This window comes from Streptomonospora salina, from assembly GCF_014204715.1.
Classification (GTDB): Bacteria; Actinomycetota; Actinomycetes; order Streptosporangiales; family Streptosporangiaceae; genus Streptomonospora; species Streptomonospora salina.
This window is the reverse complement of the sequence record NZ_JACHLY010000001.1, coordinates 1617309-1643596: the sequence shown is the minus strand read 5'-3', so window position 1 is coordinate 1643596 and position 26288 is coordinate 1617309. Positions and strand designations below refer to the sequence as shown.

Sequence of the window (26288 nt, the reverse complement as noted above, 5' to 3'; positions counted from 1 at the left end):
CCGCGGTGTTTGGGGTCAACGTGCCGTCCTACTCGCTCTGTGCCCTCGGTCCGACGCCGCGCACGCTGGCCGTGCTGCGGCTGGAGCGGCTGAACCCGCGCTCCAGGTAGTACTGGCCCGCCATCATCAGACTGGTGATCGCCAGGTACCACAGGCAGGCCGCCACGAGCATGGGGAACAGGTTGAAGGTGCGGGCGCCGATCTGCTGCAGCTGGAAGAACAGCTCGGTGGTCAGCGGAATGGCCGACACCAGTGAGGTGTCCTTCATGATCGCCGTGGCCTCGTTGCCGGTCGGCGGGATGATCACCCGCAGTGCTTGGGGCAGCGTGATGCGGCGCAGCACCAGGCCCTGGTTCATGCCCAGCGCCTGGGCGGCCTCGGTCTGGCCCTTGTCGACCGAGAGCAGGCCCGCGCGCACGATCTCGGCCATGTAGGCGCCCTGCGACAGCGAAAGCGCGATGACAGCCGCCACGAACGGGCTGAGCAGGGTCTCCATCGGAACGGAGTAGAACCGGGCGCCGTCCGCGAATCCCAGCAGCGGCAGCCAGTAGTTGTCGAACGGCAGACCGAACTCGATCGTCTGGTACAGGATGGCCACGTTGCCGAACAGCACGCACAGCACGATGCGCGGTACGGCGCGGAAGAACCAGGTGTAGACCCACGCCACGGTCACGAGGATCGGGTTGTCCGACAGCCGCATGATCGCTACGACGATGCCGATCGCGACACCGATCGCCATCGACACCGCGGCCAGGACCACGGTGGTGCGTACACCGACCAGTACCTGCGAGGAGAACATCTGCTCGAACAGGTACGGCCAGTCGAACGCGGTGTTCGTGATCAGCATGTGCACGAACATCGCGCATAGGACGAGGAGGACGGCGGCCGCGACCCAGCGGCCGGGGTGGCGGACGGGTATCGCCTTGACGGGCTCTGGCGGGGACTGCCCGGCCGGCGCTCCGGGATCGGGAGCCGCCGGCCGGGGGGTGTCGGGAGTTGTGCTCACGTTTGCTTCTGGCGCCTTCTAGCCTTCGACGGACGGATCGACCTCGGAGCTCTCCAGCGTGCCCTGGTCGTCGAGGTCCCAGTCGCCGAGGATCTCGGCGTAGGTGCCGTCGTCCATGATGCTCTGGTAGCCGGCGGCGATCGCCTCGGCGAGGGCGGTGTTGTCCTTGGAGACCACGACGCCGTACGGCGCGGCCTCGTACTGCTCGCCCAGCGTCTCCAACTGGCCGTCGGTCTGCTGCACCGCGTAGACGGCGACGGGCATGTCGGCCAGACCCGCGTCGTTGCGCCCCGAGATGATCGACTCGGTCGCCTGGTCCTGGCCCTTGAACTTGCTGATGTTGATCTCGGGGTCGCCGCCGTCGACGCACTCCTGGCTGCGGGCCTCGATGTCCTCCACTTGGACCGTGTTCGCCTGGACGGCGACGTTCGTGCCGCAGGCGTCGTCGGGGGCGACGCCGCCGGGGTTGCCCTCGGCGGTGAACCACTGCGTGCCCACGGTGTAGTAGCTCACCATGTGGGCCTGCTCCATGCGCTCCTCGTTGATGGTGAAGGAGGAGACGCCCACGTCGTACTTGGCGGTGTCGACGCCCTCGACGATGGTGCCGAACGAGGAGCTCTGCCACTGGGTTTCGAGGTCGAGCTTGGCGGCCACCGCGTTGAACAGCTCGACGTCGAAGCCGACGACGGTGTCGCCGTCCGCGGAGAGGTACTCCGCGGGTGCGTAGGTCGAGTCGGTGCCGATCTTGAGGCTGCCCTGGTCGCGGATCTCCTGGGGAACCGTCTCGGCGAGTTCGGGGTCGGCCTCCACCGCCGGGGTCGACGTGGCGTCGGCGGCCCCGTCGTCCTCGGATCCGCCACCTCCGCCGCAGGCCGAGAGGGCCAGTACGGCGGCGAGGGCGCCGGCGTAGCGAAAACCGCGTCCGAGACGGTCGGCCGGCGCGGTCGGGTGCTTGAGCACGGCCACGTTTGTCTCCTTCTCATGGGCGAACGGCGTCGGGTGGTCGGCGTCCGCGTCGTCACGCGTTCGGCTTTGGCCGAACGTGCAGCATAATCGGCACGATAGCCCCTTCGTGCGAACGTGAATACGCCATGGTCGGGGCCCGGCATGTTCGCGGGGTCACCGTTGTGAGAGGATTGGGTAACGGGTCAACCCCGGACCACTGCGGCGCCTGGCTCGCACCGAGTCGCGGAACCCGCGCTGAGATCCCCCCCATCCCTCCGGCATCGCCGACGCCGTGGCCGAGGGATCGTCACTAGAATCCCTAGCACCCCTGCCGCTCCGCGCGCCGCATCCGACGAACGCAGGCGTCTGCACGCCGAGCCCGAAACCTGCCCGTGCGGGCGTTCGTACCTCTGAGGGGTTTTGCACAGACATGCCGACCACTGATTCCCATAGCCGGCTCGACGACGATCCCGCCTTCGACCTGCACCGCGGCGGAAAGCTGCACGTCGAGGCCACTGTCGAGGTCAACGACCACGACGACCTCGCCCTGGCGTACACGCCCGGTGTCGCGCGGGTGTGCACCGCCATCGCCGACGCTCCCGAGCTGGTCGACACCTACACCTGGAAGAGCTCCGTCGTCGCCGTCGTCACCGACGGCTCGGCGGTGCTCGGGCTGGGCGACATCGGGCCGCAGGCCTCGCTGCCGGTCATGGAGGGCAAGGCGCTGCTGTTCCGCAAGTTCGCCGGCGTCGACGCGGTTCCGGTCGCGCTCTCGTGCGACGGCGTCGACGACATCGTCGAGACCGTCGAGCGCATGGCGCCGTCGTTCGGCGGTGTCAATCTGGAGGACATCTCCGCGCCGCGCTGCTTCGACATCGAGCGCCGGCTGCGCGAGCGGCTGGACATCCCCGTCTTCCACGACGACCAGCACGGCACGGCGATCGTGACGGTGGCGGCGCTGCGCAACGCGGCCCGGCTGACCGGCCGCTCGCTGGCCGACCTGCGGGTGGTGGTCTCCGGCGCCGGTGCGGCCGGTGTCGCGGTGACCCGGATGCTGGTCGAGGGGGGCATCGGCGACATCGCCGTCGCCGACAGCAAGGGGATGATCTACGCCGGGCGCGACGGCCTCACTCCGATCAAGGCCGAGATCGCCGGGATCAGCAACCGCGCCGGGATCACGGGGTCCATCGAAGGTGCGCTCGAAGGCGCAGACGTGTTCATCGGGCTGTCGGCGGGCGAGCTTCCGGAGTCGGTCGTGGCTTCGATGGCGCCCGAGGCGATCGTGTTCGCCATGGCCAACCCGACGCCCGAGATCCACCCGGACGCGGCCCGCAGGCACGCGGCCGTCGTGGCCACCGGGCGCAGCGACTTCCCCAACCAGATCAACAACGTGCTGGCGTTCCCCGGGGTGTTCCGCGGCGCGCTGGATGCGCGTGCCCGCGACATCACCGAACCGATGAAGCTGGCCGCGGCCGGAGCGATCGCCGACCTGGTGGGCGAGGACCTCGGCGCCGACTACGTGATCCCGAGCACCTTCGATTCGCGGGTGGTTCCGGCCGTCTCCGAGGCGGTGTCCGCGCAGGCGCGCCGCGACGGTGTCGCCCGAGTGTAGTCGTACGGTCATTCTCGGTAGTCGATCCGGGGCGCAGATGTCCCCGCCCCGGATCGCCACCTCCCCCTCCGTCGTCAGAGGCAGCGCCCCACGGCGGCGACGACGAACGCCGCCCATGCCCCCGCGGGGAACCGCAGCGCCGTGCTCTCAGGTGCCGCGGAGTCGCGGACCCGCACGGCCGTGGCCCAGCGCATCACCTGGACGCACTGGCCTCCCCCCGTTCCGCTGTAGGTGCTCGTGCGCCATCGCACGCCCAGCGGATCCTTCGCGGCCATGCCGCGCTCCCTTCATGTCCCATCGGTTTTCCCCTCCTCCTCGCTCCGCAGGCGCCGTTCCGCCTCGCGGATGACCTCCCGCGTCTGCTCGGGGGGCAGCGCAGCGGAGCGCAGGTGTTCGAAAGCGGCCGTGTAGAACGCCACTTCTGCGGTTTTCTCGATGTAGAGGCTGCTGGTCATATTCTCGACGTGCACCAACTGCGGTGCGTGGATGTCCGATTCGGGGAACTCGAGGATGTCGAAAGACCCGTTGAGTCCGGAATGCGCGCCGGCCGTGAACGGCAGAATCTGCACGGTCACATGCGGTTCGTCGTGTATGTCGAGCAACCGGCGCATCTGGTCGGCCATCACCGCCCGGCCGCCGATCGGCCGGTACAGGATCGATTCGTCCAGCAGCGCCCGGATCTGCGGCGGCCTATCGTCGAGGACCGTCTTCTGGCGCCGCATACGCAGTTCGGTGCGGCGCTCGATCTCGTCCTCCGAAACCGGGGACGGGTGCGCCCGCATCAGCGCCCGCGCGTAGTCGGGTGTCTGCAGCAGGCCGGGGACGATCTCGGCTTCGAAGAAGCGCAGCGTCCCGGCTTCGGGTTCCAACCCCAGGTAGACGTCGAAGCGCTCGGGCATGACGTCGCCGTACACATGCCACCAGCCGCGGCGCCGCGAATCGCGGGCCAGCGCGATCAGCGTCCGGAGCAGGTCGGCGTCGGCGGTCCCGTACAGATCCAGCAGGTCGCGGACGTCGTCGGAATTGGTGGCGACCTGTCCGCGCTCGATACGGGAGAGCTTGCTGCCCGACCAGGACATCCGGTCGGCGGCCTCTTCGCCGGTCAATCCGGCATTCTCCCGCAAACGACGCAATTCGACACCAAGGCGGCGCCGGCGAGCCGTGGGATTGTCGGCATCGGCCACGGGCTGTGCCTCCTGTTCGGGGGAAAGGCCGCGGGTACGGCCGGGGGTAGCGCGGACGCCGGGGCGGCGGCGCCCGGGGCGTTCGGCACGCGTCGCACGAAGGCGGAGCGGTACCGGAACACGGGAGAATCCACCGGTGCCCGCGCGTGCGTGCGGCCACGCACGGAGAAAGGCGGAACCGCGCATTATCGGCCCCGCCGAACCGCGCACCGGATCGCCTCCCGGCATTTGCGCGGGAATAGCCTCGCGGACGATTCTAGGGCCATCGAAGCCCCCGCTGCCGCGTCGGCGGGAGCGGCCGTTCCCGGCCGAGCGCCGTTCGGAAACGCTCCCGGGGCGCGCCCCGCCGCCTCCGCGCCCGTGGTTAGGGTCAGGGCATGTTCGCTATCACCGCAGCGCGTATCGACCACGACGACCCCCTGTCCGGGCTGGAAGCGGGCGAGCGGCCCGACCCCGAACCGCCCGAAGGATGGACGACGGTTCAGGTCAGGGCCGCCGCACTCAACCGCCACGACCTGTGGAGCCTGCGCGGAGTGGGCCTGCCCGAGGAGCGGCTGCCCATGGTGCTGGGCTGCGACGCGGCCGGTATCGACGAGGACGGCCAGGAGGTCGTCGTGCACGCCGTCATCGGCGACCCCGACGCCGGCGGCGGCGACGAGACCCGCGACCCGCGCCGCTCCCTGCTCTCCGAGGTGCACCCCGGCACGCTCGCGCAGCGGGTCGCCGTCCCGCGGCGCAACCTCGTCCCCAAGCCCGCGGAGCTGTCCTTCGAGGAGGCAGCCTGCCTGCCCACGGCGTGGCTGACCGCCTACCGGATGCTCTTCGCCCGCGCCGGCCTGGAACCCGGATCGACCGTGCTCATCCAGGGTGCGGGCGGCGGCGTCAGCAGCGCGCTGATCCGCATGGCCGCGGCGGTGGGCCACCGCGTCTACGCCACCAGCCGCGACGAGGGCAAGCGGGACCGCGCACTGCAGCTGGGTGCCTACGGTGCCGTGGCGCCGGGCGAGCGGCTGCCGGAGAAGGCCGACGTCGTGTTCGACTCGGTGGGCGAGGCCACCTGGGGCCATTCGCTGCGTGCGCTGCGCCCCGGCGGACGGATCGTCACCTGCGGCGCGACCAGCGGCGACGCCCCCAAGGCCGAGCTGAACCGGATGTTCTTCCTGCAGCTGTCGGCCGTCGGCTCGACGATGGGCTCCCGGGACGAGCTGCGGCGCTTGGCCGAGTTCTGCGCCCGCACCGGTGTGCGGCCCGAGATCGATCGGGTTCTGCCCCTCGACAGTGCCCGAGAGGGCTTCGCCGCCATGGAGCGCGGCGAACTGTTCGGCAAGATCGTCTTCCAGGTGTGAACGCGGACCCGGAACCGGTACGACGACGCAGCGGGCGCCCCGGTACCGGGACGCCCGCCGCTTTCGTGCTGCTTTCGTGTGTCGGACCGCGCTCAGGACGCCGGTCGGTCGCCGCGCTGCCCGCCCGGGCGGTCGTCATCGTCCACGGCGCTGCTCCACGGGTCGGCGGAGGAGGCAGCCGACCCGTCGCCGGGATCGGCGCTCCGCTCGCCCGAGTCGTCCCCGGGCCGACCGGACGGCGCTTCCCCGCCTCCGGCGGCCTCTCCTCCGGCAGGGCCCGGCCGTTCGCCGTCGCCGTCCTCGCCTCCGGCGGACCGGTCGGACTCGTCCCCGCCGCGCGGGCCCCATCCGCCGACGTCGCGGCGGATGGTCTCGAAGGTGTCGTCGAGGATCCGGCGCAGGTCGGTGGCAGCCGACTCACCCACCTGCCCGGCCTCGCGCACCACCCCGCGCACCCGGTCGGTGAACTCGCGCAGCGCCTGGTCGAACTCGGGGCGCTCGCCTCCGCGCTTTCCCCAGGCGCCCCACCCCTGGGTGAAGCGTTCCCAGTCGCGAGTCCAGCGCCGGCCGCCGGGGGAGGAGTCGGCGTCCTCGCCCCCGCCGCCGGTGCCGCCGCTTTCGGAATCGGCACCCGGACCGGTCCCGCCGGTCGTGCCCGACGTCGCCGATCCGGTTCCGGAGCCCGCGCCGCGGGAGCGGCCGGTCTTCAGCTCCGCGCGCAGGGAGCTGATGGTGTCGCGGACGTCCTCGCGCACGGCGTCGGCGACGTCGCGCACGGAGTCGGTGATCTCGCGTTCGAGGTCGTCGAGGTCGGCGCTGCGGCTGCGCAGCTCCTCCCGGCCCTTGTCGGTGAGGCGGTAGACCTTGCGGCCGTCGACCTCCTCGTGGGTGACCAGCCCCTCTTCCTCCAGGCGGGCCAGACGCGGGTAGATGGTGCCCGGCGACGGGGAGTAGACGCCCAGGAAGCGGTCGCGCAGCAGGCTGATGATCTCGTAGCCGTGGCGCGGGCTCTCGTCCAGCAGCTTCAACAGGTACAGCCGCAGGCGTCCGTGGCCGAAGATGGTGCTCATGCTCCGTTCCCCCTCGGGATCGCGGCGGGAGCGTCGGGCTCGCGGCGCAGCAGCGAGACGGCGCCCGAAACGGTGTTCGCGGTGATTCCGGCCGGATCGACCCCGCTGCCGATCTTGCCGGCGAGGCTACTGCGGGCGCGCTGGTCGCGGCGCTCCAGGCCGAAGCCCGAGTCGAGTTCGCCCGTCGCCGAGCGCAGCTCCACGGTAGCCGAGGTCTCGGCGGGCACCCGCAGCGCGACCTCTCCCGAGACCGACGTCATGCGGATCCGGCCCGACGGCGCCACGTCCACGTCGCCGAGGAACGGGCCCGAAGCGCTCTTGCCCGTGAGGTCGTAGAGCCGGCCTCCGGCGACGGCGACCTGCCCGCTGACGGTGCTGAACCGCAGGCTGCCTTCGAGGTCGCGGGCGGCGACATTGCCGGTGACGGTGCTGACGTCGACCTCGCCGGTGAGACCGTCCAGGGTGACGTCGCCCGACGCGGTGCGCAGTTGGGTCCGGGCGCTCAGGCCGGCGGCGACCACCGGCGCCGACAGGGTGGTGACCTCCACCGGGCAGTCGCGCGGCACCTGCAGGCTGACGGTGGCCGACCGGCGGGACATGCCGCGGTAGCCCGACAGCTGTGCCGGGCGCAGGCGGTCCAGCAACCCGCTGCCGGTGAGGTCCTCGTAGGTGATGGTCAGGATGCCGGCCTCCTGAGTGGCCAGCACGGGCTCGCCGGAGACGTCGGAGACCTCGAAGGTGACCGGGTCGTCGGTGGGCAGGATGTTCACGTGACCGCCGACGATCCGGACGCGCAGTGCCACGATGCCGTCCAGAGTGCGTGTCGTCGGCTGGTCGATGGTCCAACGCGCCATCGGGATACCTTTCGGCTCGAACTGCTGACGGTACTCACGATATGTCGCGAGTACCCGCGGTTCAAGATATGTCGCGAAAACCGGGGTCCGTCTCCGGGGAGCGTCAGGGTCCCCCCGCCCCCGTCCGGGGCCGCCCCCGACGGCGCCCCGGACGGGGACGGAACCGTGCGGCCGCGGTCACGGCCCCCGGCGCGGCAGCGCGTGGCGGCCGGCGCACGGCGGCTCCCGGCCCCCGGGCGCACGAAGGGGGCACCGGACCGCTCCGGTGCCCCCTTCGTTCACACACGAGGGCCGCGCGCCCGCGCCGCTCCCGCGGCGGGCGCCGTCACCCGTCCTCGTCCTCGTCGTCGAGCCGCGCCAGCCACGTGGCCAGCCGTTCGACAGGGGTCTCCAGCTCCGGGTGCAGGTCGGTGAAGGCACGCAGCTGGTCGGCCACCCACGAGAGCGTGACCTCCTCGTCGCCGCGGCGCCGCTCCAGCTCTTCGATGCCCCGATCGGTGAAGTACATCGCCGTTCCCTCCGGTCCCCTAGTCGGCAGGCGGGAAGACGGTGTTGACGATCGCCTGCTGCTCGACCTCGTGCCGCTTGCCCGAACCCGCGGCGGGCGCCGATCCGGCCGGGCGCGACACCCGGGTGAACGGACGGTCGAGCTGCTCGGAGAACACCAGCGCCACGAACGGCCAGGGGCCCATATTCGCCGGCTCCTCCTGCACCCACAGCACCTCGCCGGCGTCGGGGTAGCCCGACAGCAGCTGGCGGATCTCCTCGGTCGGCAGCGGGTACAGCCGCTCGACCCGGATGATGGCCGTGCTGGTGTCGCCGGTGCGCTGCCGCGCGGCTTCGAGCTCGTAGTAGATCTTGCCCGAGCACAGCACCACGCGCCGGACCTTCTTCGGGTCGAGCCCCGAATCGTCCGGGATGACCGGCTGGAACGCACCCGAAGTGAAGTCCGAGACCGGCGACGTGGCGGCCTTCATCCGCAGCATCGCCTTGGTCGTGAACACCACCATCGGACGGCGGTACTGCGACTTCACCTGCCAGCGCAGCAGGTGGAAGTAGTTCGCCGGGGTGGTGGGCAGGGCCACGGTCATGTTCTCCTGCGCGCACTGCTGCAGGAACCGCTCGATGCGCGCCGAGGAGTGGTCGGGGCCCTGGCCCTCGTAGCCGTGCGGCAGCAGCAGCACGACGCTGGAGCGCTGGCCCCACTTCTGCTCGCTGGCGCTGATGTACTCGTCGATGACGGTCTGGGCGCCGTTGACGAAGTCGCCGAACTGGGCTTCCCACGCCACCAGCGCGTCCGGGCGCACCGACGAGTAGCCGTACTCGAAGCCCAGCGCCGCGTACTCGCTCAGCAGCGAGTCGTGCACGTAGAACTTGGACGTGCCCTGGTCGAACTGCTTCAGCGGAGTGTGTACACGGCCGGTGTTGCGGTCGACCACCACCGAGTGGCGCTGGCCGAAGGTGCCGCGCCGGGTGTCCTGGCCGACCAGCCGCACCGGGTGGTCCTCGATCAGCAGCGAGCCGAAGGCCAGCATCTCGCCGGTGGCCCAGTCCAGCGCGTCGTCCTCGACCATCTGGGCGCGGCGCTGCAGCTGCGGCTTCAGCCGCGGGTGCGGCGCGAACCCTTCCGGCAGGCTGACCTGGGTGTCGATCACCTGCTTGACGACCTCGCCGGTGATCGCGGTGCCGACCGAGCCGTGGTCGATGCGGGCTTCGTCGAAGACCTCCGGCTTGACCACCGCACCCGGCTCGATCGGCTTGCGGCCGGCCTCGCGGGTTTCGGTGAAGGCGCGCTCCAGCTGCTCCTGGTAGTCGCGCAGCGCCTGCTCGGCCTCCTCCAGGGTGATGTCGCCGCGACCGATCAGCGCCTCGGTGTAGAGCTTGCGCGTGGAGCGCTTGGCGTCGATCACGTCGTACATCAGCGGCTGGGTGAAAGCCGGGTTGTCGGTCTCGTTGTGGCCGCGGCGCCGGTAGCAGACGAGGTCGATGACGACGTCCTTGTTGAACTGCTGCCGGTACTGGAAGGCCAGCTGCGCCACCCGCACGACGGCCTCGGGGTCGTCGCCGTTGACGTGGAAGATCGGCGCCTGGACCATCCGCGCCACGTCGGTGGCGTAGACGCTGGAGCGGCTGTCGGACGGCGACGTGGTGAACCCGACCTGGTTGTTGACGATGACGTGCACGGTGCCGCCGGTGCGGTAGCCGCGCAGCTGCGACAGGTTCAGGGTCTCGGCCACGACGCCCTGCCCGGCGAACGCGGCGTCGCCGTGCACCAGCAGCGGCAGCACGGTGAACCCGTGCGGGCCCTTGTCGAGCACGTCCTGCTTGGCGCGGACGATGCCCTCGGCGACCGGGTCGACGGCCTCCAGATGGCTGGGGTTGGCCGCCAGCGAGATCGCGATCTTCGCGCCGTCGGGGGTTTCGAACGTGCCCTCGGTGCCCAGGTGGTACTTGACGTCACCGGAGCCGTGGGCGCTGCGCGGGTCGAGGTTGCCTTCGAACTCGCCGAAGATCTGCCCGTAGGACTTGCCGCAGATGTTGGCGAGGACGTTGAGGCGGCCGCGGTGGGCCATGCCGATGACGACCTCGTCCAGCTCGGTCTGCGCCGCCCGCGAGATCACCCCGTCCAGCAGCGGGATCAGCGACTCGCCGCCTTCGAGGGAGAACCGCTTCTGCCCGACGTACTTGGTCTGCAGGAAGGTTTCGAAGGCTTCGGCGTTGTTCAGCCGGCGCAGGACGTGCAGCTGCTCGTCGCGACTGGGCTTGTCGTCCTCGCGCTCGACCTGCGCCTGGATCCACTCGCGTTCCTCGGGATCCTGTATGTGCATGTACTCGATGCCGACGGTGCGGCAGTACGTGTCGCGCAGCACGCCCAGGACGTCGCGCAGCTTCATGACCTGTTCGCCGCCGAAGCCGCCGGTGGGGAAGTCGCGCTCGAGGTCCCACAGCGTCAGGCCGTGCGAGAGGATGTCCAGGTCGGGATGGCGGCGCTGGTGGTACTCCAGCGGGTCGGTGTCGGCCATGAGGTGGCCGCGGACCCGGTAGGCGTGGATCAGCTCCTGCACCCGGCTGGTCTTGTCCAGCTGGTTCTCGCCGGCCGCGATGTCCTGGGTCCAGCGCACCGGCTCGTAGGGCAGGCGCAGCGAACGGAAGATCTCGTCGTAGAAGTCGTGCTCACCCAGCAGCAGCTGGTGGAGGCGGCGCAGGAACTCGCCCGACTGCGCGCCCTGGATGATGCGGTGGTCGTAGGTCGACGTGAGCGTCATGACCTTGCTGACCGCGAGGTTGTTCAGGGTCTCGGGCGCGGCGCCCTGGAACTCGGCGGGGTACTCCATGGAGCCCACGCCCACGATGGTGCCCTGGCCCGGCATGAGGCGGGGCACCGAGTGCACCGTGCCGATGCCGCCGGGGTTGGTCAGGCTGATCGTGGTGCCCTGGAAGTCCGGCACGCCCAGCTTGTTGTTCCGCGCCTTGCGGATCAGGTCTTCGTAGGCGGTCCAGAACTCCTTGAAGTCCATCTTGTCGGCGGACTTGATGCTGGGTACCACAAGCTGCCGGGACCCGTCGGACTTCTGCAGGTCGATGGCCAGACCGAAGTTGACGTGCTCGGGCTTGGACACGCCCGGCTTGCCGTCGACCTCGGTGTAGGAGTGGTTCATGTCCGGCATGGACTCCAGGGCCTTCACCACGGCGTAGCCGATGATGTGGGTGAAGGACACCTTCCCGCCGCGTCCGCGCCGCAGGTGGTTGTTGATCACGATGCGGTTGTCGAACAGCAGCTTGACCGGAATCGCCCGCACGCTCGTAGCGGTCGGCAGCTCCAGGCTGGATTCCATGTTGGCGGCCGTGCGCGCCGGTGCGCCGCGCAGCCGCTCCTCGGTGACCTTGAGTGACTCGTCGACGGGCTTCTCGCCCTCGGGTTCGGCCTTGGCCTTGCCCTTTCCCTCGCCCGAGGCCGGCGCTGTGCGCGTGGACTCGGTGGACGGGCTGTCTTCGGTGGTTCCCGAGGCCGGCGGGGCGGACTGGGTGCCCGTGGCCGCTGCACCCTTGCCTGCGCCGTTGGCCTGGGGGGCGCCGGACTTGTAGTCGGCGAAGAAATTCCACCATGCCTTGTCAACCGAGTTCGGGTCGTTGAGGTACTTCTGGTAAAGCTCCTCGACCAGCCACTCGTTCGGGCCGAAATCTGTCAGGGGTTGAGACGCCTCAGACGACACGGCGGAGATCGCCCTCTTCCGCAGCTCGCTTGTGAATGAATGTATGGCGAGATGGCCGCTCTCCGGGGCGGGATCGAGAGTCCGGCGGCCCGCTCGTACGCGAACCGCCGGGACACACGCCCGGTCAGCAATCTCGGGTAACAGGCTACTTGTCCAGGCACGCCGATGGGGACCCGAGGCCGGTAACGGACTGGGAGATTGCTAACAATCATTCACACTGTTATGCGGTCCGCATGCCTTGACCTGCGGTTGTGCGCTCCCGTAGCCGATCGGGGCGGTGGCGGGTGCCCGGAGCGCGGCCGTGCGGCAGGCCGGGGCGGTCCGGGGGTCGGCGGGAAGGTCGGACGGTGGCGGGCGCGAGCCGACCGGTCGGCGTGCTCACCGGGCCATGCCCGCCGGCCGGCTCACCCAATCCTCCCGCCGAGTGTGAAACGCCGCCGGGCGCGCCGGGAACTCCGCGGGCGCCGTCGGAACCGGGCCGGGCGGTCCCGCGTCTCATCGGATGTGCGCGGTCCGGGCAGGACGGCTGGTTCCGAGCCCGGCGAAACACGGGGGTTTCGCCGGGCGAGGGGGCAGGTCCGGGCCGCGCACTGCGTTTTCCCGGCACGCGGGGCTGCTGTGCGCCGGGCGCCTGTGCCATCCTGCCCGCCGGTCTCCCGCGGTGCGACCGGCGCTGCGGCGGTGCGCCTCCGGGAGGCGCGACCGTGCGGCGGGTAGGAATTCCGCGTGCGCCGCGTTCGAGGCGGCGGGCCGCGGAGCGGATCAGCGTGGAGGAAACATGGCGGAGTTGCGGTTCGACGGGCGTGTCGCGATCGTCACCGGTGCCGGGCGCGCACTGGGCCGGGCCCACGCCCGCGAACTGGCGGCGCGCGGCGCGAAAGTCGTCGTCAGCGAGAACGCGGAGACCCGGCCGCAGAGCACCGACGCCGGCGCCGATCCGGTCGAGGAAGCCGAGGGCGCCGCCGAGCGCATCCGGTCCGCCGGCGGGACCGCGGTCGTCAGCGTCGACGACATCACCACCGAGGAAGGCGCCCAGTCGCTCGTCGAGACCGCCGTGGAGACCTACGGGCGCGTCGACGTCGTCGTCAACAGCGCCGGCATCCTGCGCGACCGGGCGTTCCGCAACATCGGCACCGCCGAATGGGACGCCGTGGTCGGTGTCCACCTGCGCGGCACCTTCCTGGTGACCCGCGCCGCCTTCGGCTACATGCGCGGCAACGGTTACGGGCGCATCGTCAACACCGCTTCCCCCTCGGGACTGTTCGGCAACTTCGGGCAGACCAACTTCGCCGCCGCCAAAATGGGCGTACTCGGCCTCACCAAGACCCTGGCCATCGAGGGCGCCAAGTACGACATCCTCGCCAACGCCGTGGCCCCGCTCGTGCGCGTGCCCGAGACCGAAAGCATGTTCCCCGAGGGCGCCAAGGCGCTGATGGCCCCCGAACGCATCAGCCAGGCCGTCGCGTGGCTGGCCCACGAGGACTGCGAAACCACCGGCGAGGTCTACTCCGTGGGCGGTGGGCGCGTGGCTCGGATCTTCGTCGCCGAGGGGCCCGGAGCCGAACTCGGCGAGGGCTCGGCCGAGGACCTGCGCGACATCTGGTCCGACGTCAACGCCGAACAGCCCTACGTGATCCCGCGCGACTTCCGCGAGCAGGCCCGCACCCACCTGCGCGGGGGCTGATCCCCGGCTGCGGCCGAAACGGTGCCCGAACCGCGCGCGACGGCGCCGGGCGGGCACCGGACGCGTGGCTGCGCCGCCTCGACGCGGGCGGCGGCCACCGGATCGGTGCGCATTCGCCGTTTGCCCGCGCGGCGACCGTCAGCGCTTCTACGATGACGGAACGAAGCCGGGGAGGGTGGCGATGAGGGAGTTCGGCGAACTGGAGGCCGCCATCATGGACGCGCTGTGGCGGTCGGAGCACCCGCTGGCCGTCCGCGAGGTGCGCGAGGCCATGCACTACGAGCGCGACGTCGCCTACACGACCGTCATGACGGTCACCAACATCCTTTACCACAAAGGCCTGCTGGAACGGGAGAAAGCCGGGCGGGCCTGGCTCTACTGGCCGCGGGAGTCCCGCGAGGAGCACACCGCGCGGGTGATGAGCGAAGTCTTCAGTGCCTGCGGCGACCGGGGGACCACCATGCAGCGCTTCGTCGAGGGCTTCAGCGACGAGGAGATGGCGCGGCTGTGCGACGTGCTCAGCGAGGTCCGCGCCCAGCGCTCCCGCGCCTCCTGACGCCTACGGACCCGCGCGGCGCCCGGCCGGACCGCCGAGCGCCGCCCGCACCGGTCGCACCGCCCGGACCGGCCGGAGCCGGGCCGTGGCCGGGCCGCCGCCCGGCGTCTATGCTGCGCGGTGTGGACGACGAACCCCTTGTCACGCGAATGCGCCCGTTCGGCGAGACCGTCTTCGCCGAGATGAGCCGCCTGGCCGCCGAGACCGGAGCCGTCAACCTCGGGCAGGGATTCCCCGACACCGACGGCCCGCCCGCCCTGCTCGAAGCCGCCGCGCGGCACATCCGCGAAGGCGTCAACCAGTACCCGCCCGGTCCCGGGCGCCCGGAGCTGCGTTCGGCCGTCGCCGCCGACCGCAAGCGCCGCTACGGCATCGACCTCGACCCCGACGCCGAGGTCTACGTCACCGTCGGCGCCACCGGGGGCATCGCCTCCAGTGTGCTGGGCCTGGTCGAGGCCGGGGACGAAGTTGTCGTCTTCGAGCCGATGTACGACTCCTACGCTGCGGTGATCGCGCTGGCCGGCGGCGTGCGCCGCCCCGTCACCCTGCGGCCCGGCGCCGACGGGCGGTTCACGTTCGACTCCGGCGAGCTGCGGGCGGCCGTGGGTCCGCGCACCCGGATGATCATCGTGAACACCCCGCACAACCCCACCGGAACCGTGTTCACCCGCGACGAACTCGCCGCCGTCGCCGAAGTGTGCCGCGACAACGACCTGATCGCCCTCACCGACGAGGTCTACGAGCAGCTGGTCTTCGACGGCGCCGAGCACCACCCCCTGGCGACGCTGCCCGGCATGGCCGAGCGCACCCTGGCCGTCTTCTCGATCGGCAAGACGTTCTCGGTCACCGCGTGGAAGACCGGCTGGGTGACGGGCCCCGAGCCGCTGGTGCGAGCGGCGCGCACCGTCAACCAGTTCCTCACCTTCACCGCCAACGGCGCGCTGCAGCTGGCCGCGGCCGATGCGCTGCACGACGAGGGAGCGTGGGTGCGGCGCCAGCGCGAGGCGCTGCAAGCCAAGCGCGACCGGTTGTGCGCGGGCCTGCGCAGCGCCGGACTGGAGGTGCTGCGGCCCCAGGGGACCTACTTCGTCATCACCGACATCCGCGGGCTGGGCTACAGCGACGGCATCGAACTGGCACGTGCACTGCCGCGCACGGCCGGGGTCGCCGCCGTGCCGGCCCAGGTCCTCTACGACACCCCCGAGGAGGGCCGCCACCTGGTGCGGTTCGCGTTCTGCAAGCGCGACGAAGTGCTCGACACCGCGGTGGAGCGCCTCGTCGCCGCGTTCGGCGGCTGACTCCCGCGGCACGACCGCCGGTGTGCGGCGGTCCCGTCCCTCCACTCCACCGACGACCTCAGGGAACGCCCGTGACGACGACCATGCCCCGCGACCTGATCGGGGCCGCAGAGGCGGCCAAGGGCTTCATGCCCACCGACGAGGGCCTCGTGCTGTACGAGGCGGCGCTGGCCGCCGCGCCGCTCGGCACCGTGCTGGAGATCGGCACCTACTGCGGCAAGTCCGCCGTCTTCCTCGGCGCGGCCGCTCGCCGGCTGGGCACGAGCGTGGTCACCGTCGACCACCACCGCGGATCCGAGGAGCACCAGCAGGGCTGGGAGTACCACGACCCGGGCCTGGTCGACCCGGAAACCGGCCGGTTGGACACGCTGAGCGAGTTCCGGCGCACCGTCGCGGCCGCCGGGGTGGAGGACCACGTGGTCGCGATGGTGGGGCGCTCGGCCGACGTCGCGCGGCTGTGGTCGGGCCCGCTCGGGATGCTGTTCATCGACGGCGGGCACACCGAGGACGCGGCCCGGACCGACTACGAGAGCTGGACGCCGCACCTGGCGCCGGGCGGGACCCTGGCCATCCACGACGTCTTCCCCGACCCCGCCGACGGGGGGCGCCCGCCCTACGACATCTACCGCCGGGCTCTGGGCAGCGGCGCATTCACCGAGACCGGCGTCCAGGGGTCCCTGCGCCTGCTGCGCCGCGCGGGCTGACCCCGCCCCGCCTTCGCCCCGCCTGAACCGGTCGGAACTCGCCGGAACCGGTCGGAACCGGCGGCGCGCCCGGGCCCGGCCGGTGCGGTGGCGTCCACCGCGCCCGGCCCCGATTCCCGCGGCCGCGTGTATCGGCGGACACGGCTGAGGACATAGGCTCTGGCGCAGAGGAGAACGCAGTTCAACGACGTGCGGGCAAGGGGTGTAGGAACAGGTGACCACCAACGGCGCGGCGCGACGGGTCGACCAATTCACGCTGGACAACGGACTACGCTTGGTGACCGCTCCGGCGTCGACACCCCAGGTCGCCGCCGTCAACCTGTGGTACGGGATCGGATCCCGCTTCGAGGTTCCCGGGCGCACCGGGTTCGCCCACCTCTTCGAGCACCTGATGTTCCAGGGAAGCGGCAACGTCGCCAAGGGCGAGCACTTCGACGCCGTCGAGCGCCTCGGCGGCGACATCAACGCATCGACCTCCACCGACCGCACCAACTACTTCGAGACCGTGCCCGAGCACGCGCTGGACCTCGTGCTGTGGCTGGAGGCCGACCGGCTGGCCACCCTGCGCGACGGGATGACCCAGGAGGTCCTGGACAACCAGCGCGACGTCGTCAAGAACGAGCGCCGCCAGCGCTACGACAACCAGCCCTACGGCACCGCCCTGGAGCGCATCCTGCGGCTGGCCTACCCGGAGGGCCACCCCTACCACCACTCCACCATCGGCTCCATGGCCGACCTGGACGACGCCGACCTCGACTACGTCCTCGATTTCCACAAGCGCCACTACGGCCCCGACAACGCCGTGCTGACGGTCGTGAGCAACCTCGACCCTGAGGACGTGCGCGAACGGGTCGAGCGCAGCTTCGGTGCGATCCCGGCGCGGCCCGAGGCCGCCGAGGCCCCCGACGCCGCGCTCACCGGCCTGATCGGCGGGCCCGTGGCCGAGCGCGCGGTCGAGACCGTTCCCGCGCCGGGCGTCTTCCTCGGCTACCGCGTCGCACCCTACGGCGAGCGCGACTTCGACGTGATGCACCTCGCCTCGGCCGTCCTCGGCCAGGGCCAGGGCAGCCGGCTCTACCGCCGGCTGGTGCTGGAACGCGGCCTGGCCGTCGACGACGGCGGGGCGGCCGCAGACCTGCTCCCCTTCCGCTACACGCCCAGCCTGATGCTGGTCAACATGATCGCCCGCGAAGGCGTGAGCGGCGACGAGCTCGAAGGCGCGATGCTCCAGGAGATCGCCGCACTCGCCGAGGGCGTCTCCGACGAGGAGCTCGAACGCGCCCGCGCCGTTCTGGAGCGCGACCACATGCAGTCGCTGTCGCACCCCAGCGGCCTGGCCGACGCCATCGGCTCCAGCACTCAGCTGTTCGGCGACCCCGAGCTCGCCTACACCTGGCCGCAGCGCTGGAACTCCGTCACCGCCGAGGACGTCGTGGACCTGGCCAAGCGGCTGCTGGTGCCCGAGAACCGGCTCTCGGTGCGTTTCGACCCCGAGCCGGCCGGCGAACCCGCCGCCTGACCAACCGGTACGCGGGCACCGTGCCGGCCGCACGGTGCCCCGGCCGCTCGCCCGACAGTTCCGCGGTCTTCGTCCGCTTCACGAGAGAGTCGCTACCCGCATGCTGCAGACCCGACCCGACCTCGGTGCCCCGACGCCCTACACCTTCCCCAAGCCCCGGCGCCTGACCGTGGGCGGCGGCACGGTCGTCGCAATCGACGTGCCCGGCCAGGCTTTCGCCTCGGTGCGCCTGGTCCACCACGCCGGAGGCGCCACCGAACCGCAGGAGAGCATGGGCGTCGCGGCGCTCACCAACGAAGCGCTCGAGGACGGTTTCCACGGCAACAGCTCGCTGGCTCCCGCTCTGGAGCGCCACGGCGCCGAGTGGGTCTCGCGTGTCACCTGGGACAGCTTCGTCACCGGTGTCGACGCGCCCGTCAACCGCCTGCAGGACGCCACCGCGCTGCTGGCCGAAGCGGTGCGCAATCCGGCGCTGCGCGACGAGGACGTGCTGCGCCGCCGCGACCAGATCCTGGAGCGGTTCTGGCTGGACGCGTCGGTGCCCTCGACGCTGGCCACCCGCGCGGTAGGCGGGCAGCTGTTCACCGGGCGCTACGCCACCCCGCTCAGCGGCGCCCCCGTGGCGCTCAAACAGGTCACCCCGCAGGCGGTTCGGGACTTCCACGCTTCGTCCATCGCAGCGGTCGCGGGCACCCTGGTGGTCGTCGGCGACCTGACGGGGGTGGACCTGGAGGCTCTGGGGTCGGCCGTCTTCGGCGATGCGGCCGCCGCCGACGCCCCGGACCGGACCCCGCCCGAGCCGGCCGGCGGCGAGCTGCCGCGGGTCGTCGTCCTGGACCGCCCGGGCTCGGTGCAGTCGGCGCTGCTGATGGCCCACCGCGCTCCGGCCCGCCGGGACGTGGACCTGCCCCGCGCCGACGGCATCAGCGACGTCCTGGGCGGCATGTTCACGTCGCGGCTCAATCTGGAGCTGCGTGAGCGCCTGGGCTACACCTACGGTGCCGGCTGCCGGTTCGACCTGCGCCGCGACAGCGGAGTGTTCTTGATCAGCACGCAGGTCGACACCCAGACGACGGCGCATTCGCTGACCGCGTCGCTGGCCGAGACGGAGCGGCTGCGGCGCGAGGGGGTCAGCGAGACCGAGTTGTCGGCGGTGCGCGAGTCCAACACGGTGGGGCTTCCGGTCAGCTACTCCACGGCGCGCAGCCTGGCCGGCGCGCTGGTCGAGACGGTCGTGCACGACCTGCCCGAGGACCACATCGACCGGCTTCGGGCCGGTTTCGAGGCGCTCACCGCCGACGACCTCGCCGGGGCCGCCCGGGAGTATCTACACCCGAGCGAGATGGTCACGGTCATCGCCGGCGACGCCGCGAGCCTGGAGGGCCCGCTGAGCGAAGCGGGCGCGGGTCCGGTCACGGTGCGCGACCCCGAGACGCTGTGGAGCTGACGGCGGGCCGAACGTGAGCCTCCCCGGGAGTCCCGTGCGCCTCAGGTGATCTTCGCCGCCGATCGGGAAGAACCGGTCGAAACGGTGTAACGGAGCCGCCCGGGGAGGACATAACGAAACCGAACCTAAACAACGGTGATCCGGCAACCACCTGCTTGGACGTCGGTGATGCCTGGTATAAACGATGTTCCGTGCACGTGCAGCCCGGGAACCCGCCGCGCTGCCCGATGCGACTGTAAGAGCCCGCAGGAGGCCACCGTGGCCGTGATGAGACTCGCTGACTGACCGTGTCCTCCATCGAGAAGCCCGAAGCGGAGCGGCCCGGCGCCGGACGGCATGAGCCGGCCGGCGATCCCGCGGCTCCTGCGGCCGTGCAGTCCGGAGCCCCGGACCGTGTACTCAAGGGCCGCTACGAACTCGTCGACGAGGTCGCCCGCGGCGGTGTGGGTACCGTCTGGCGCGCGACCGACCTGGTTCTGGACCGCCGGGTCGCGGTCAAGGAGCTGCGCCTGCCCGACGACGTGAGCTCCGCCGAGCGCGAGAGCCTGCTGCAGCGCACCACCCGCGAGGCGCGCGTGGCCGCGCGCCTGGCCCACCCGGGTGTGGTGACCGTGCTCGACGTCGTCGACGAAGACGACCGCCCGTGGATCGTCATGGAGTACATCGACGCGCGCACGCTCGCGGGGATCGTCGATGTGGCCGGGCCGCTGCCCTACCAGCGCGTCGCCGAGATCGGCCTGCAGCTGATCGACGCGCTCAAGGCCGCCCACGAAGACGGGATCGTGCACCGCGACGTCAAGCCCGAGAACGTCATGATCAGCGAGGACGGCCGGGTCGTGCTGACCGACTTCGGCCTCGCCGCCTGGACCGGGGAATCCGCCCTGACCAGTTCGGGCCGCATCATCGGCTCGCCTTCCTATATTCCGCCCGAGCGCGCCAAGGCCGGGCCCGTGGGCCCGGAGTCCGACCTGTGGTCGCTGGGGGCCACCCTCTACGCCGCCGTCGAAGGGCACCCGCCCTACGACCGCAAAGGCTACATCCGCATCCTCAAGGGCGCCGACCTGGAGGACCCGCCGGCCGCGCAGAACGCCGGGCCGCTCGCGCCGGTGCTGGCCGGGTTGCTGCACGTCCAGCCGGGCGACCGGCTCACGGCCGAGAACGCCACCAAGATGCTGCGCATCGCCGCGCTCGCCCCGTGGGCGCCCGAGACCAGCCCCGATACCGCGGCCAAGACCGCGACGACCGGTACCCAGCCGGTCGTTCCCGCGCCGTCCCGCGAGGGCGGCTACAGCGCCGACGACGACCCCGGCGACGCCGGCGACCCCGGCGCCGCGTCCGCGGAGCCGGACGGGCGCGCCGAAGAGTCCGGCGCGGAGAGCGGCGGGGAAGCGGCCGGGGACGGCGGGTCCGAGTCGGCGCGCGACCAGTTCCTCCAGGGCGCCCATCTGCTGCGCAGCTCAGTCCAGGGTTCGGTTTCGGACTTGCAGGACCACTTCTCCGACTCGGTGTCCATCTGGCACGACCGGATCCAGCGCCACCGCCCCGAGTCGGTGGGCGACCTGCTGACGTCGATCCGCGACTCCACCGACACCCTCGGCTTGACCAGCTCCGGCAAGCACGGCGAGGGCAGCCCGCTGCTGGTGGTCCTGGGCGTGGTCGCCGGCGTCCTGGTCCTGCTCGGCGTCGTGCTCTGGGCGCTGCTCTTCCGCACCTAGCGGCGGGGCGTCGGCCGGACGTCGGCCCGGCGGCGGCCCGCGGGCCGGTGGAGGACGCCGCGTTCCCGCCGAGCGAGGGGCCCGATACCCCGACGCAGTGCCTCGGCGCAGTCCGTCATATGCGGCACGGCCGGGACCGGACACGCCGCACCGTGGTGGCGGAGCGTGTCCGAACGTATACTGAACCGGTTCGGTCTCACGGTGGCACACGACTCCCGATCCCCCGGCCCACAGCGCAGGAGATCCCGTGACTACGCCTGACGGTTCCCGTACGGAGCGCCCCGCGCGCGGCGCAGAGCGCCGCGGCCCCCTGCTGTCGGCGGTGGCCCTGCCGCTGACCGCACTGCTGATCCTGGCCCTGGGCGGCAGCAGCGCGGCTGCCGGCCCCCGGCACGGGCAGCAGTGGGTCACCGGCTGGGCCGCGCGAGCCCGGTCGAGGGCGGCGACATCCCGTGGAGCGGCTGTCCCGCCGGAGACGGACTGAAGCACCGGACGGTACGCAACGCCGTCTTCCTCAGCGCCGGCGGCGACGAGGTGCGCGTGCGCCTGACCAACGCCTTCGGCGAGCGGCCGATCCGCGTGGGCCGCGCCTCGGTGGCGATCCAGGACGAGGGCGCGGCGGCCGTGCCCGGCACCCTGCGCTCGCTGACCTTCGACGGCCGGCGCGGCGCGACGATCCCGGCCGGCGCCGAACTGTTCAGCGACCCGGTCGCGTTGGACGTCGAGGCGCTGTCCAAGCTGCTCGTCAGCGTTTACACGCCCCAGGCCACAGGGCCGGTCACCAATCACCCCTTCACCGCGCAGGGCAATTTCCTCGTCCGGGGAGACGCCACCCGCGACGTCGCCGGCGGCGGCTTCGCCTCGACGCCGTGCTGGATGCTCACCAGCGGTGTCGACGTCGAGCGCGGCCGGAAGGTCACCGGCACCGTGGTCGCGCTCGGCGACTCCATCACCGACACGGCAGCCACCACCGGCAACGCCGACCAGCGCTGGCCCGACCACCTGGCCCGCCGGCTGGACGCGGTCGAGGGCCCGACCCTGTCCGTGGCCAACGCCGGCCTGGGCGGCAACCTGCTGCTGGGCGAGCGCGACGGACAGCCCTTCTACGGCGTCGGCGCCGTCGACCGGCTGGACCGCGACGTCCTCGACCAGTCGGGCGCGCGCACCGTCATCCTGCTCGAAGGCATCAACGACATCGGCTACGGCAGCAGCGCGCCGGAGATCATCGACGGCTACCGGCAGATCATCGACCGCGCCCACGCCCGCGGCCTGCGCATCGTCGGCGGCACCCTGCTGCCGTTCAAGGGCTCGTCGATCTGGACTCCCGAGCGCCAGGAGACCTGGAGCGCGGTCAACGAGTGGATCCGCACCGGCGGCGAGTTCGACGGTGTCGCGGACTTCGCCGCGGCCACCGCCTCCGCCGGCGATCCGCTGCGCCTGGCACCGGCCTACGACAGCGGCGACGCCCTGCACCCCGGCGACGCCGGCACCGAAGCCACGGCCGCGGCCGTGGACCTCGATCAGCTGATGCCGCGCCACCCGCGGGACCCCGGCCACGACTGGGACGGCGATCACCGCCGCCGGGACTGAGGCCGGTCCTCGCACGGACGTCGACCGGTGGTGGCCGAGCAGGCACGGTTTCGACCACGCCTCCTGGACTCCTGCTTTTCGGATCCCCGCTTGCAGTTCATGTGCGCTACACTGCGGTACACGTTTCGAGGTCGGGGAGGAGACCACCATGGCAAGAAGCACGTCGTTCCGGATCAGTGATCAGGTGAAGCGCGCGCTGGACACGAGAGCCGCCCACGAGGGAGTGAGCGTGACGGCGCTGCTGGAGAGCCTCGTCGTCGAAGGGGTGGACCAGCGCGACTTCCCCGGCATCGTCTTCCGCGGTCCGGCGCACGACCGGCGGGCCGCTCTGGCCGCCGGACCGGACGTCTGGGAGGTCGTCTCCCGGCTGCAGGAGCTCGACGGCAGTGAGGAGCACCGCATTGCCACATTCAGTGCCGAGTCGGAGCTGCATCCCCGGCTGATCCGCATCGCAGTGGACTACGCCGCCGAACACGCCGAGCAGATCCACAGCCGCATCGACCGCAACCGGGACCTGATCGCACGCAGCCGCCGTGCCGTTGCAGAACGCGAGGCGCTGCTGACATGAGCTCGTTCCTGATCGACGAGATGTTCCCGCCGTCCGCGGCGCGGCTGCTCCGCGAGACCTACGACCGTGACGCTCTGCACGTGTCGGAGATCGGACTCCAGGCCGTCGAGGACTCGCTCGTCGCGGCGACCGCTCGTGCGGAAGGCAGGGCTGTCGTCACCGAGAACGTCGTGGATTTCGCCGTCGAACGCGACGTGGTACTGGTCTTCGTGCTGAAGCGGCACCTGCCCCCCGGCGGAGCACAGGCCGCAGCCCTGGCGAAGATCCTCGCGGACTGGGCCCGGGCCGCCCCCGATCCCTACCTCGGCCCGCACTGGCCGGACGCGGGATAGCCAGGAGGCCGGCGACCACTCGGCCGGGAGGTGGAACGTGGGGCCGGCGGGATTCGAACCCGCACTGTACAGGTCCTAAACCTGCCGCCTCCTGCCGTTGGGCTACGGCCCCTCTCCGGTGATCGCGCGCGGGTGCGCCCCGGCGGAGCGGCGCGGGCGAATCGACCGTCTGAGCGAGGGTGGCACCGCCGGGGCGCACGCGCAAGTGGAGCCGGGCGGGGGCGCCGGCGGCCCCGCCCGGTCCGTCCCGGCCTTCACGCCAGGTTCAGCTCGCGCTTCACGCGGTCGACGTGACCGGTGGCCTTCACGTTGTAGAAGGCCTTGGCCACGGTCCCGTCCGGGCCGATGACGAACGTCGAGCGGATCACGCCCTGCACGACCCTGCCGTAGTTGTTCTTCTCACCGAAGGCGCCGTAAGCCCGCAGGACCTCTTTTTCGGGGTCGCTGAGCAGGGGGAAGGTCAAGCCTTCCTGGTCGCGGAACTCGGCGAGCTTGTCGGGGGTGTCGGGCGAGACGCCCAGGACGGTGACCCCCGCCTCCTCAAGCTCGCCGAGGTTGTCGCGGAAGTCGCAGGCTTCGGTGGTGCAGCCGGGTGTCATGGCGGCCGGGTAGAAGTACAGCACCACGCGTTCGCCGCCGGAGGCGAGCACCTCGCTGAGACTGACGTCGGAGCCGTCGGCCGCGGTGAGGGTGAACTCCGGCGCGGGGTCTCCCGCGCGCAGCCGGACTGTCGACTCGCTGGACTCGCTCACTGGTCTCCTTGCCTGGTGGGAAGCTGGATGTGCGGCCCCGCAGGCGGCGAAGCCGCCGCGCAGGCGCTTCCAGCCTATGAGGTCGCGGCGGGTGGGGCGGCGGACCCGGCCCGCGGCGCCGCCCCGGGCCCGGTGCCGCCGGGCATCACTTAAGGTGGTCGACACCTGCGCAATCGGTGAGTTCCCCAGGGTCCGCCACGGCTGCGTAGACTCGTGCGGCACACGCCGATCCCTCCGGTTCGGCAGACGATCGCCGGGTGGGAGCACATCCGCTTCGCGTGTGGGAGTTTCGAACCGACGATGACTGGTTTCACTCTGGACGAGGTCAAGGAGCGCACGCAGCGCACGCGTGACTCCTGGTGGACGGTGTGGCTGGTGGACCCCATCGCGGTCCGGGCTGTGCGCACCGCGGCCGCACGCACGTCGATCACGCCCAACCAGCTGACCGTCGCCGCACTGTTCCTCGGCTTGGGCGCGGCTGCCGCGTTCTCGGTCGGCCAGTGGCCGTTTCTGATCCTGGGCGCGGTGCTGTACTACCTGTGCTTCCTGGTCGACTGCATGGACGGGAAGCTGGCCCGGCTGACCGACGGCGAAAGCCTGATCGGTTCGTGGATGGACTACATGTTCGACCGGTTCCGGGTACTGGTCTGCGCCATCGCGCTGATGGGCGGCCAATACGTGCAGACCGGCCAGGTCGGCTTCGTCTGGCTCGCGTTGGCCGTGGTCTTCGCCGACATGCTGCGCTACCTGAACGCGCTGCAGGTCTACAAGGTCCGCCGGGAGATGCGCTCCCGACTGGCTGCGGCGTTGGAACGGGCCCGGGCGACGCTGTCGATGCTGGAGCCCGACGAGTCCTCCGGCCCCGACGGGGCCGAACCGGGGACGGCCGCCGGGGCGGCCCAGGACGACCGCCCGATGAGCGACCAGGGCGAGCAGGCGGTGCTGCGGCACGGGATCTCGGTTCTGGAGCACATACTGCAGACGCAGACCGAACGGGAGAGCCGCGACGACCGCGACGCGGGCAAGCACCCCGACATGCGCCTGCCGCGGGTCGACCTGCACCAGGAGTTCCGCTCCCGATTCCCCTGGTACCAGAGGTACTGGGACTTCCTGCGGGAGCGCCGCATCCGCACCCACCTGGTCAGCGGCATCGAGTTCCAGGTCGCCGTCTTCGTGGCGGCGCCCGTGATCGCCGTGTTCTCCACGGGCATCATGTCCGGATTCGTTGTGGCCGGAGGCGTTTTGCTCCTCGCTTTCGAAGCGGCCCTCGTCTATAAACTGTGGTTGTCCACGCGGGACTTCTTCCGCGTAGTGGAGGGAATCGAAGGCGCCTTGGGCTTCTCGCCCTCCCAAGGCGACTCGGCGGCGGGCACGCCGCCGGAACCGGCCTCCGGCCCGTCCCAGGCGACGCTGCGATAGCGGAAGGAAGCGCTTTATGGAGGAACGCGACCCCTCGGCCGCGCCGCGGGACCCCGCGGGCGTGCAGGCCGAGATCGAGCGGACGCAGCGGCGTCTGGCGACGGCCGTCGACGGGATTTCCGATCGCACCAAGCCCGGCAACGTGGCCCGGCGCGGCTGGGGCCGCGTCCGCGGCACCGGCGCGCGCCTGGCGGGCGGCGCCCGCTCGCTGGTGACCGGCGGCAGCGCCGTCCGCGTGGACAGCCACGTCGTGGATCCCCCGGAAGGCAGCGTCCGGCTGGGCGGCGACGAGGAGGTCGTCTCGACCTACACCTCCCGCAGCCGTCCGTCCCCGGAGGTGCTGATTCTGGGCGCCGGGCTGGGCGTGGCGGTCGCGGTCGGCGTCGTGGCGATGGCCGCCCGCCGCAAGCGCGGCTGACCGCGCTTTCCGCTAGCGGCGTCCGCCGCCGGCCCCGCGATCGGCGGCGGACGGG

23 protein-coding genes and 1 tRNA gene are annotated in these 26288 nt (G+C 71.5%); 14 read left to right on the top strand and 10 right to left on the bottom strand.

Annotation, left to right across the window (positions count from 1 at the left end; all coding sequences use genetic code 11):
• Positions 1-28 precede the first annotated feature (28 nt).
• Together HNR25_RS07250 and HNR25_RS07245 are read right to left on the bottom strand one after the other, a co-directional pair.
• A complete protein-coding gene (locus HNR25_RS07250; RefSeq protein ID WP_376767481.1) occupies positions 29-1006 on the bottom strand; it encodes an amino acid ABC transporter permease in 978 nt (325 codons plus the stop codon).
• Positions 1007-1024: 18 nt separating this feature from the next.
• Entirely contained in the window at positions 1025-1966 is a 942-nt protein-coding gene (locus tag HNR25_RS07245) for an ABC transporter substrate-binding protein (RefSeq protein ID WP_184638943.1), read from the bottom strand.
• Positions 1967-2381: 415 nt separating this feature from the next.
• Here HNR25_RS07245 and HNR25_RS07240 point away from each other — a divergent pair, with 415 nt between their 5' ends.
• Positions 2382-3563, top strand: coding sequence for an NAD(P)-dependent malic enzyme (locus HNR25_RS07240; protein ID WP_184633925.1), 1182 nt, complete (start codon positions 2382-2384; stop codon positions 3561-3563).
• A 74-nt stretch (positions 3564-3637) separates the two neighbouring features.
• On the opposite strand, the gene HNR25_RS07235 is transcribed toward HNR25_RS07240, so the two are convergent.
• Together HNR25_RS07235 and HNR25_RS07230 are read right to left on the bottom strand one after the other, a co-directional pair.
• The gene (locus tag HNR25_RS07235; protein ID WP_184633924.1) at positions 3638-3838 is read right to left on the bottom strand and encodes a DUF397 domain-containing protein; all 201 of its coding nucleotides are present in this window, start codon (positions 3836-3838) and stop codon (positions 3638-3640) included.
• Between the two features lie 12 nt (positions 3839-3850).
• Entirely contained in the window at positions 3851-4933 is a 1083-nt protein-coding gene (locus HNR25_RS07230; RefSeq protein ID WP_184633923.1) for a helix-turn-helix domain-containing protein, read from the bottom strand.
• 191 nt (positions 4934-5124) lie between these two features.
• Here HNR25_RS07230 and HNR25_RS07225 point away from each other — a divergent pair, with 191 nt between their 5' ends.
• The gene (locus HNR25_RS07225) at positions 5125-6093 is read left to right on the top strand and encodes a zinc-binding dehydrogenase (protein ID WP_184633922.1); all 969 of its coding nucleotides are present in this window, start codon (positions 5125-5127) and stop codon (positions 6091-6093) included.
• 92 nt (positions 6094-6185) lie between these two features.
• Here HNR25_RS07225 and HNR25_RS07220 read toward each other — a convergent pair whose 3' ends face one another.
• From HNR25_RS07220 to HNR25_RS07205, 4 genes are all read right to left on the bottom strand, one after another.
• Positions 6186-7163 (bottom strand): PadR family transcriptional regulator, encoded by a 978-nt coding sequence (locus tag HNR25_RS07220; RefSeq protein WP_184633921.1) that lies wholly within the window; start codon positions 7161-7163, stop codon positions 6186-6188.
• Complete coding sequence (locus HNR25_RS07215) at positions 7160-8017, bottom strand: DUF4097 family beta strand repeat-containing protein (protein ID WP_184633920.1); 858 nt, start codon at positions 8015-8017, stop codon at positions 7160-7162. The genes HNR25_RS07220 and HNR25_RS07215 overlap by 4 nt, the downstream gene beginning before the upstream one ends.
• Before the next feature lie 325 nt (positions 8018-8342).
• On the bottom strand, positions 8343-8525 hold the full coding sequence (locus tag HNR25_RS07210) for a DUF6104 family protein (protein WP_184633919.1): 183 nt from the start codon (positions 8523-8525) through the stop codon (positions 8343-8345).
• 19 nt (positions 8526-8544) lie between these two features.
• Entirely contained in the window at positions 8545-12231 is a 3687-nt protein-coding gene (locus HNR25_RS07205) for a multifunctional oxoglutarate decarboxylase/oxoglutarate dehydrogenase thiamine pyrophosphate-binding subunit/dihydrolipoyllysine-residue succinyltransferase subunit (protein WP_184633918.1), read from the bottom strand.
• Between the two features lie 778 nt (positions 12232-13009).
• Here HNR25_RS07205 and HNR25_RS07200 point away from each other — a divergent pair.
• The 10 genes from HNR25_RS07200 to HNR25_RS07155 all read left to right on the top strand — a co-directional run bounded on the left by HNR25_RS07200 (position 13010) and on the right by HNR25_RS07155 (position 23644).
• Complete coding sequence (locus HNR25_RS07200; RefSeq protein ID WP_184633917.1) at positions 13010-13915, top strand: SDR family NAD(P)-dependent oxidoreductase; 906 nt, start codon at positions 13010-13012, stop codon at positions 13913-13915.
• Positions 13916-14096: 181 nt separating this feature from the next.
• The gene (locus tag HNR25_RS07195) at positions 14097-14471 is read left to right on the top strand and encodes a BlaI/MecI/CopY family transcriptional regulator (protein ID WP_184633916.1); all 375 of its coding nucleotides are present in this window, start codon (positions 14097-14099) and stop codon (positions 14469-14471) included.
• 110 nt (positions 14472-14581) lie between these two features.
• Positions 14582-15769, top strand: coding sequence for a pyridoxal phosphate-dependent aminotransferase (locus HNR25_RS07190; RefSeq protein ID WP_184633915.1), 1188 nt, complete (start codon positions 14582-14584; stop codon positions 15767-15769).
• Positions 15770-15852: 83 nt separating this feature from the next.
• Entirely contained in the window at positions 15853-16473 is a 621-nt protein-coding gene (locus HNR25_RS07185) for a class I SAM-dependent methyltransferase (RefSeq protein ID WP_184638941.1), read from the top strand.
• Positions 16474-16687: 214 nt separating this feature from the next.
• On the top strand, positions 16688-17992 hold the full coding sequence (locus HNR25_RS07180; RefSeq protein WP_184633914.1) for a M16 family metallopeptidase: 1305 nt from the start codon (positions 16688-16690) through the stop codon (positions 17990-17992).
• A gap of 100 nt (positions 17993-18092) precedes the next feature.
• Complete coding sequence (locus HNR25_RS07175) at positions 18093-19439, top strand: M16 family metallopeptidase (RefSeq protein WP_184633913.1); 1347 nt, start codon at positions 18093-18095, stop codon at positions 19437-19439.
• Between the two features lie 287 nt (positions 19440-19726).
• Positions 19727-21154, top strand: coding sequence for a serine/threonine-protein kinase (locus HNR25_RS07170; protein WP_312862399.1), 1428 nt, complete (start codon positions 19727-19729; stop codon positions 21152-21154).
• A 402-nt stretch (positions 21155-21556) separates the two neighbouring features.
• Positions 21557-22744, top strand: a complete 1188-nt coding sequence (locus HNR25_RS26800) for a GDSL-type esterase/lipase family protein (protein WP_221457452.1) — start codon at positions 21557-21559, stop codon at positions 22742-22744.
• Positions 22745-22892: 148 nt separating this feature from the next.
• Complete coding sequence (locus HNR25_RS07160) at positions 22893-23312, top strand: hypothetical protein (RefSeq protein ID WP_184633912.1); 420 nt, start codon at positions 22893-22895, stop codon at positions 23310-23312.
• On the top strand, positions 23309-23644 hold the full coding sequence (locus tag HNR25_RS07155; protein WP_184633911.1) for a DUF5615 family PIN-like protein: 336 nt from the start codon (positions 23309-23311) through the stop codon (positions 23642-23644). Before HNR25_RS07160 ends, HNR25_RS07155 begins: the two co-directional genes overlap by 4 nt.
• 38 nt (positions 23645-23682) lie before the next feature.
• Here HNR25_RS07155 and HNR25_RS07150 read toward each other — a convergent pair.
• Positions 23683-23756 (bottom strand) — tRNA-Leu (locus HNR25_RS07150).
• Positions 23757-23898: 142 nt separating this feature from the next.
• The gene (gene bcp / locus HNR25_RS07145) at positions 23899-24396 is read right to left on the bottom strand and encodes a thioredoxin-dependent thiol peroxidase (protein WP_184633910.1); all 498 of its coding nucleotides are present in this window, start codon (positions 24394-24396) and stop codon (positions 23899-23901) included.
• Between the two features lie 300 nt (positions 24397-24696).
• Between bcp and HNR25_RS07140 the strand changes: the two genes are divergently transcribed.
• Together HNR25_RS07140 and HNR25_RS07135 are read left to right on the top strand one after the other, a co-directional pair.
• Entirely contained in the window at positions 24697-25815 is a 1119-nt protein-coding gene (locus HNR25_RS07140; RefSeq protein ID WP_184633909.1) for a CDP-alcohol phosphatidyltransferase family protein, read from the top strand.
• A 16-nt stretch (positions 25816-25831) separates the two neighbouring features.
• Complete coding sequence (locus HNR25_RS07135; RefSeq protein ID WP_184633908.1) at positions 25832-26233, top strand: DUF3618 domain-containing protein; 402 nt, start codon at positions 25832-25834, stop codon at positions 26231-26233.
• The last annotated feature ends 55 nt before the right edge of the window (positions 26234-26288 follow it).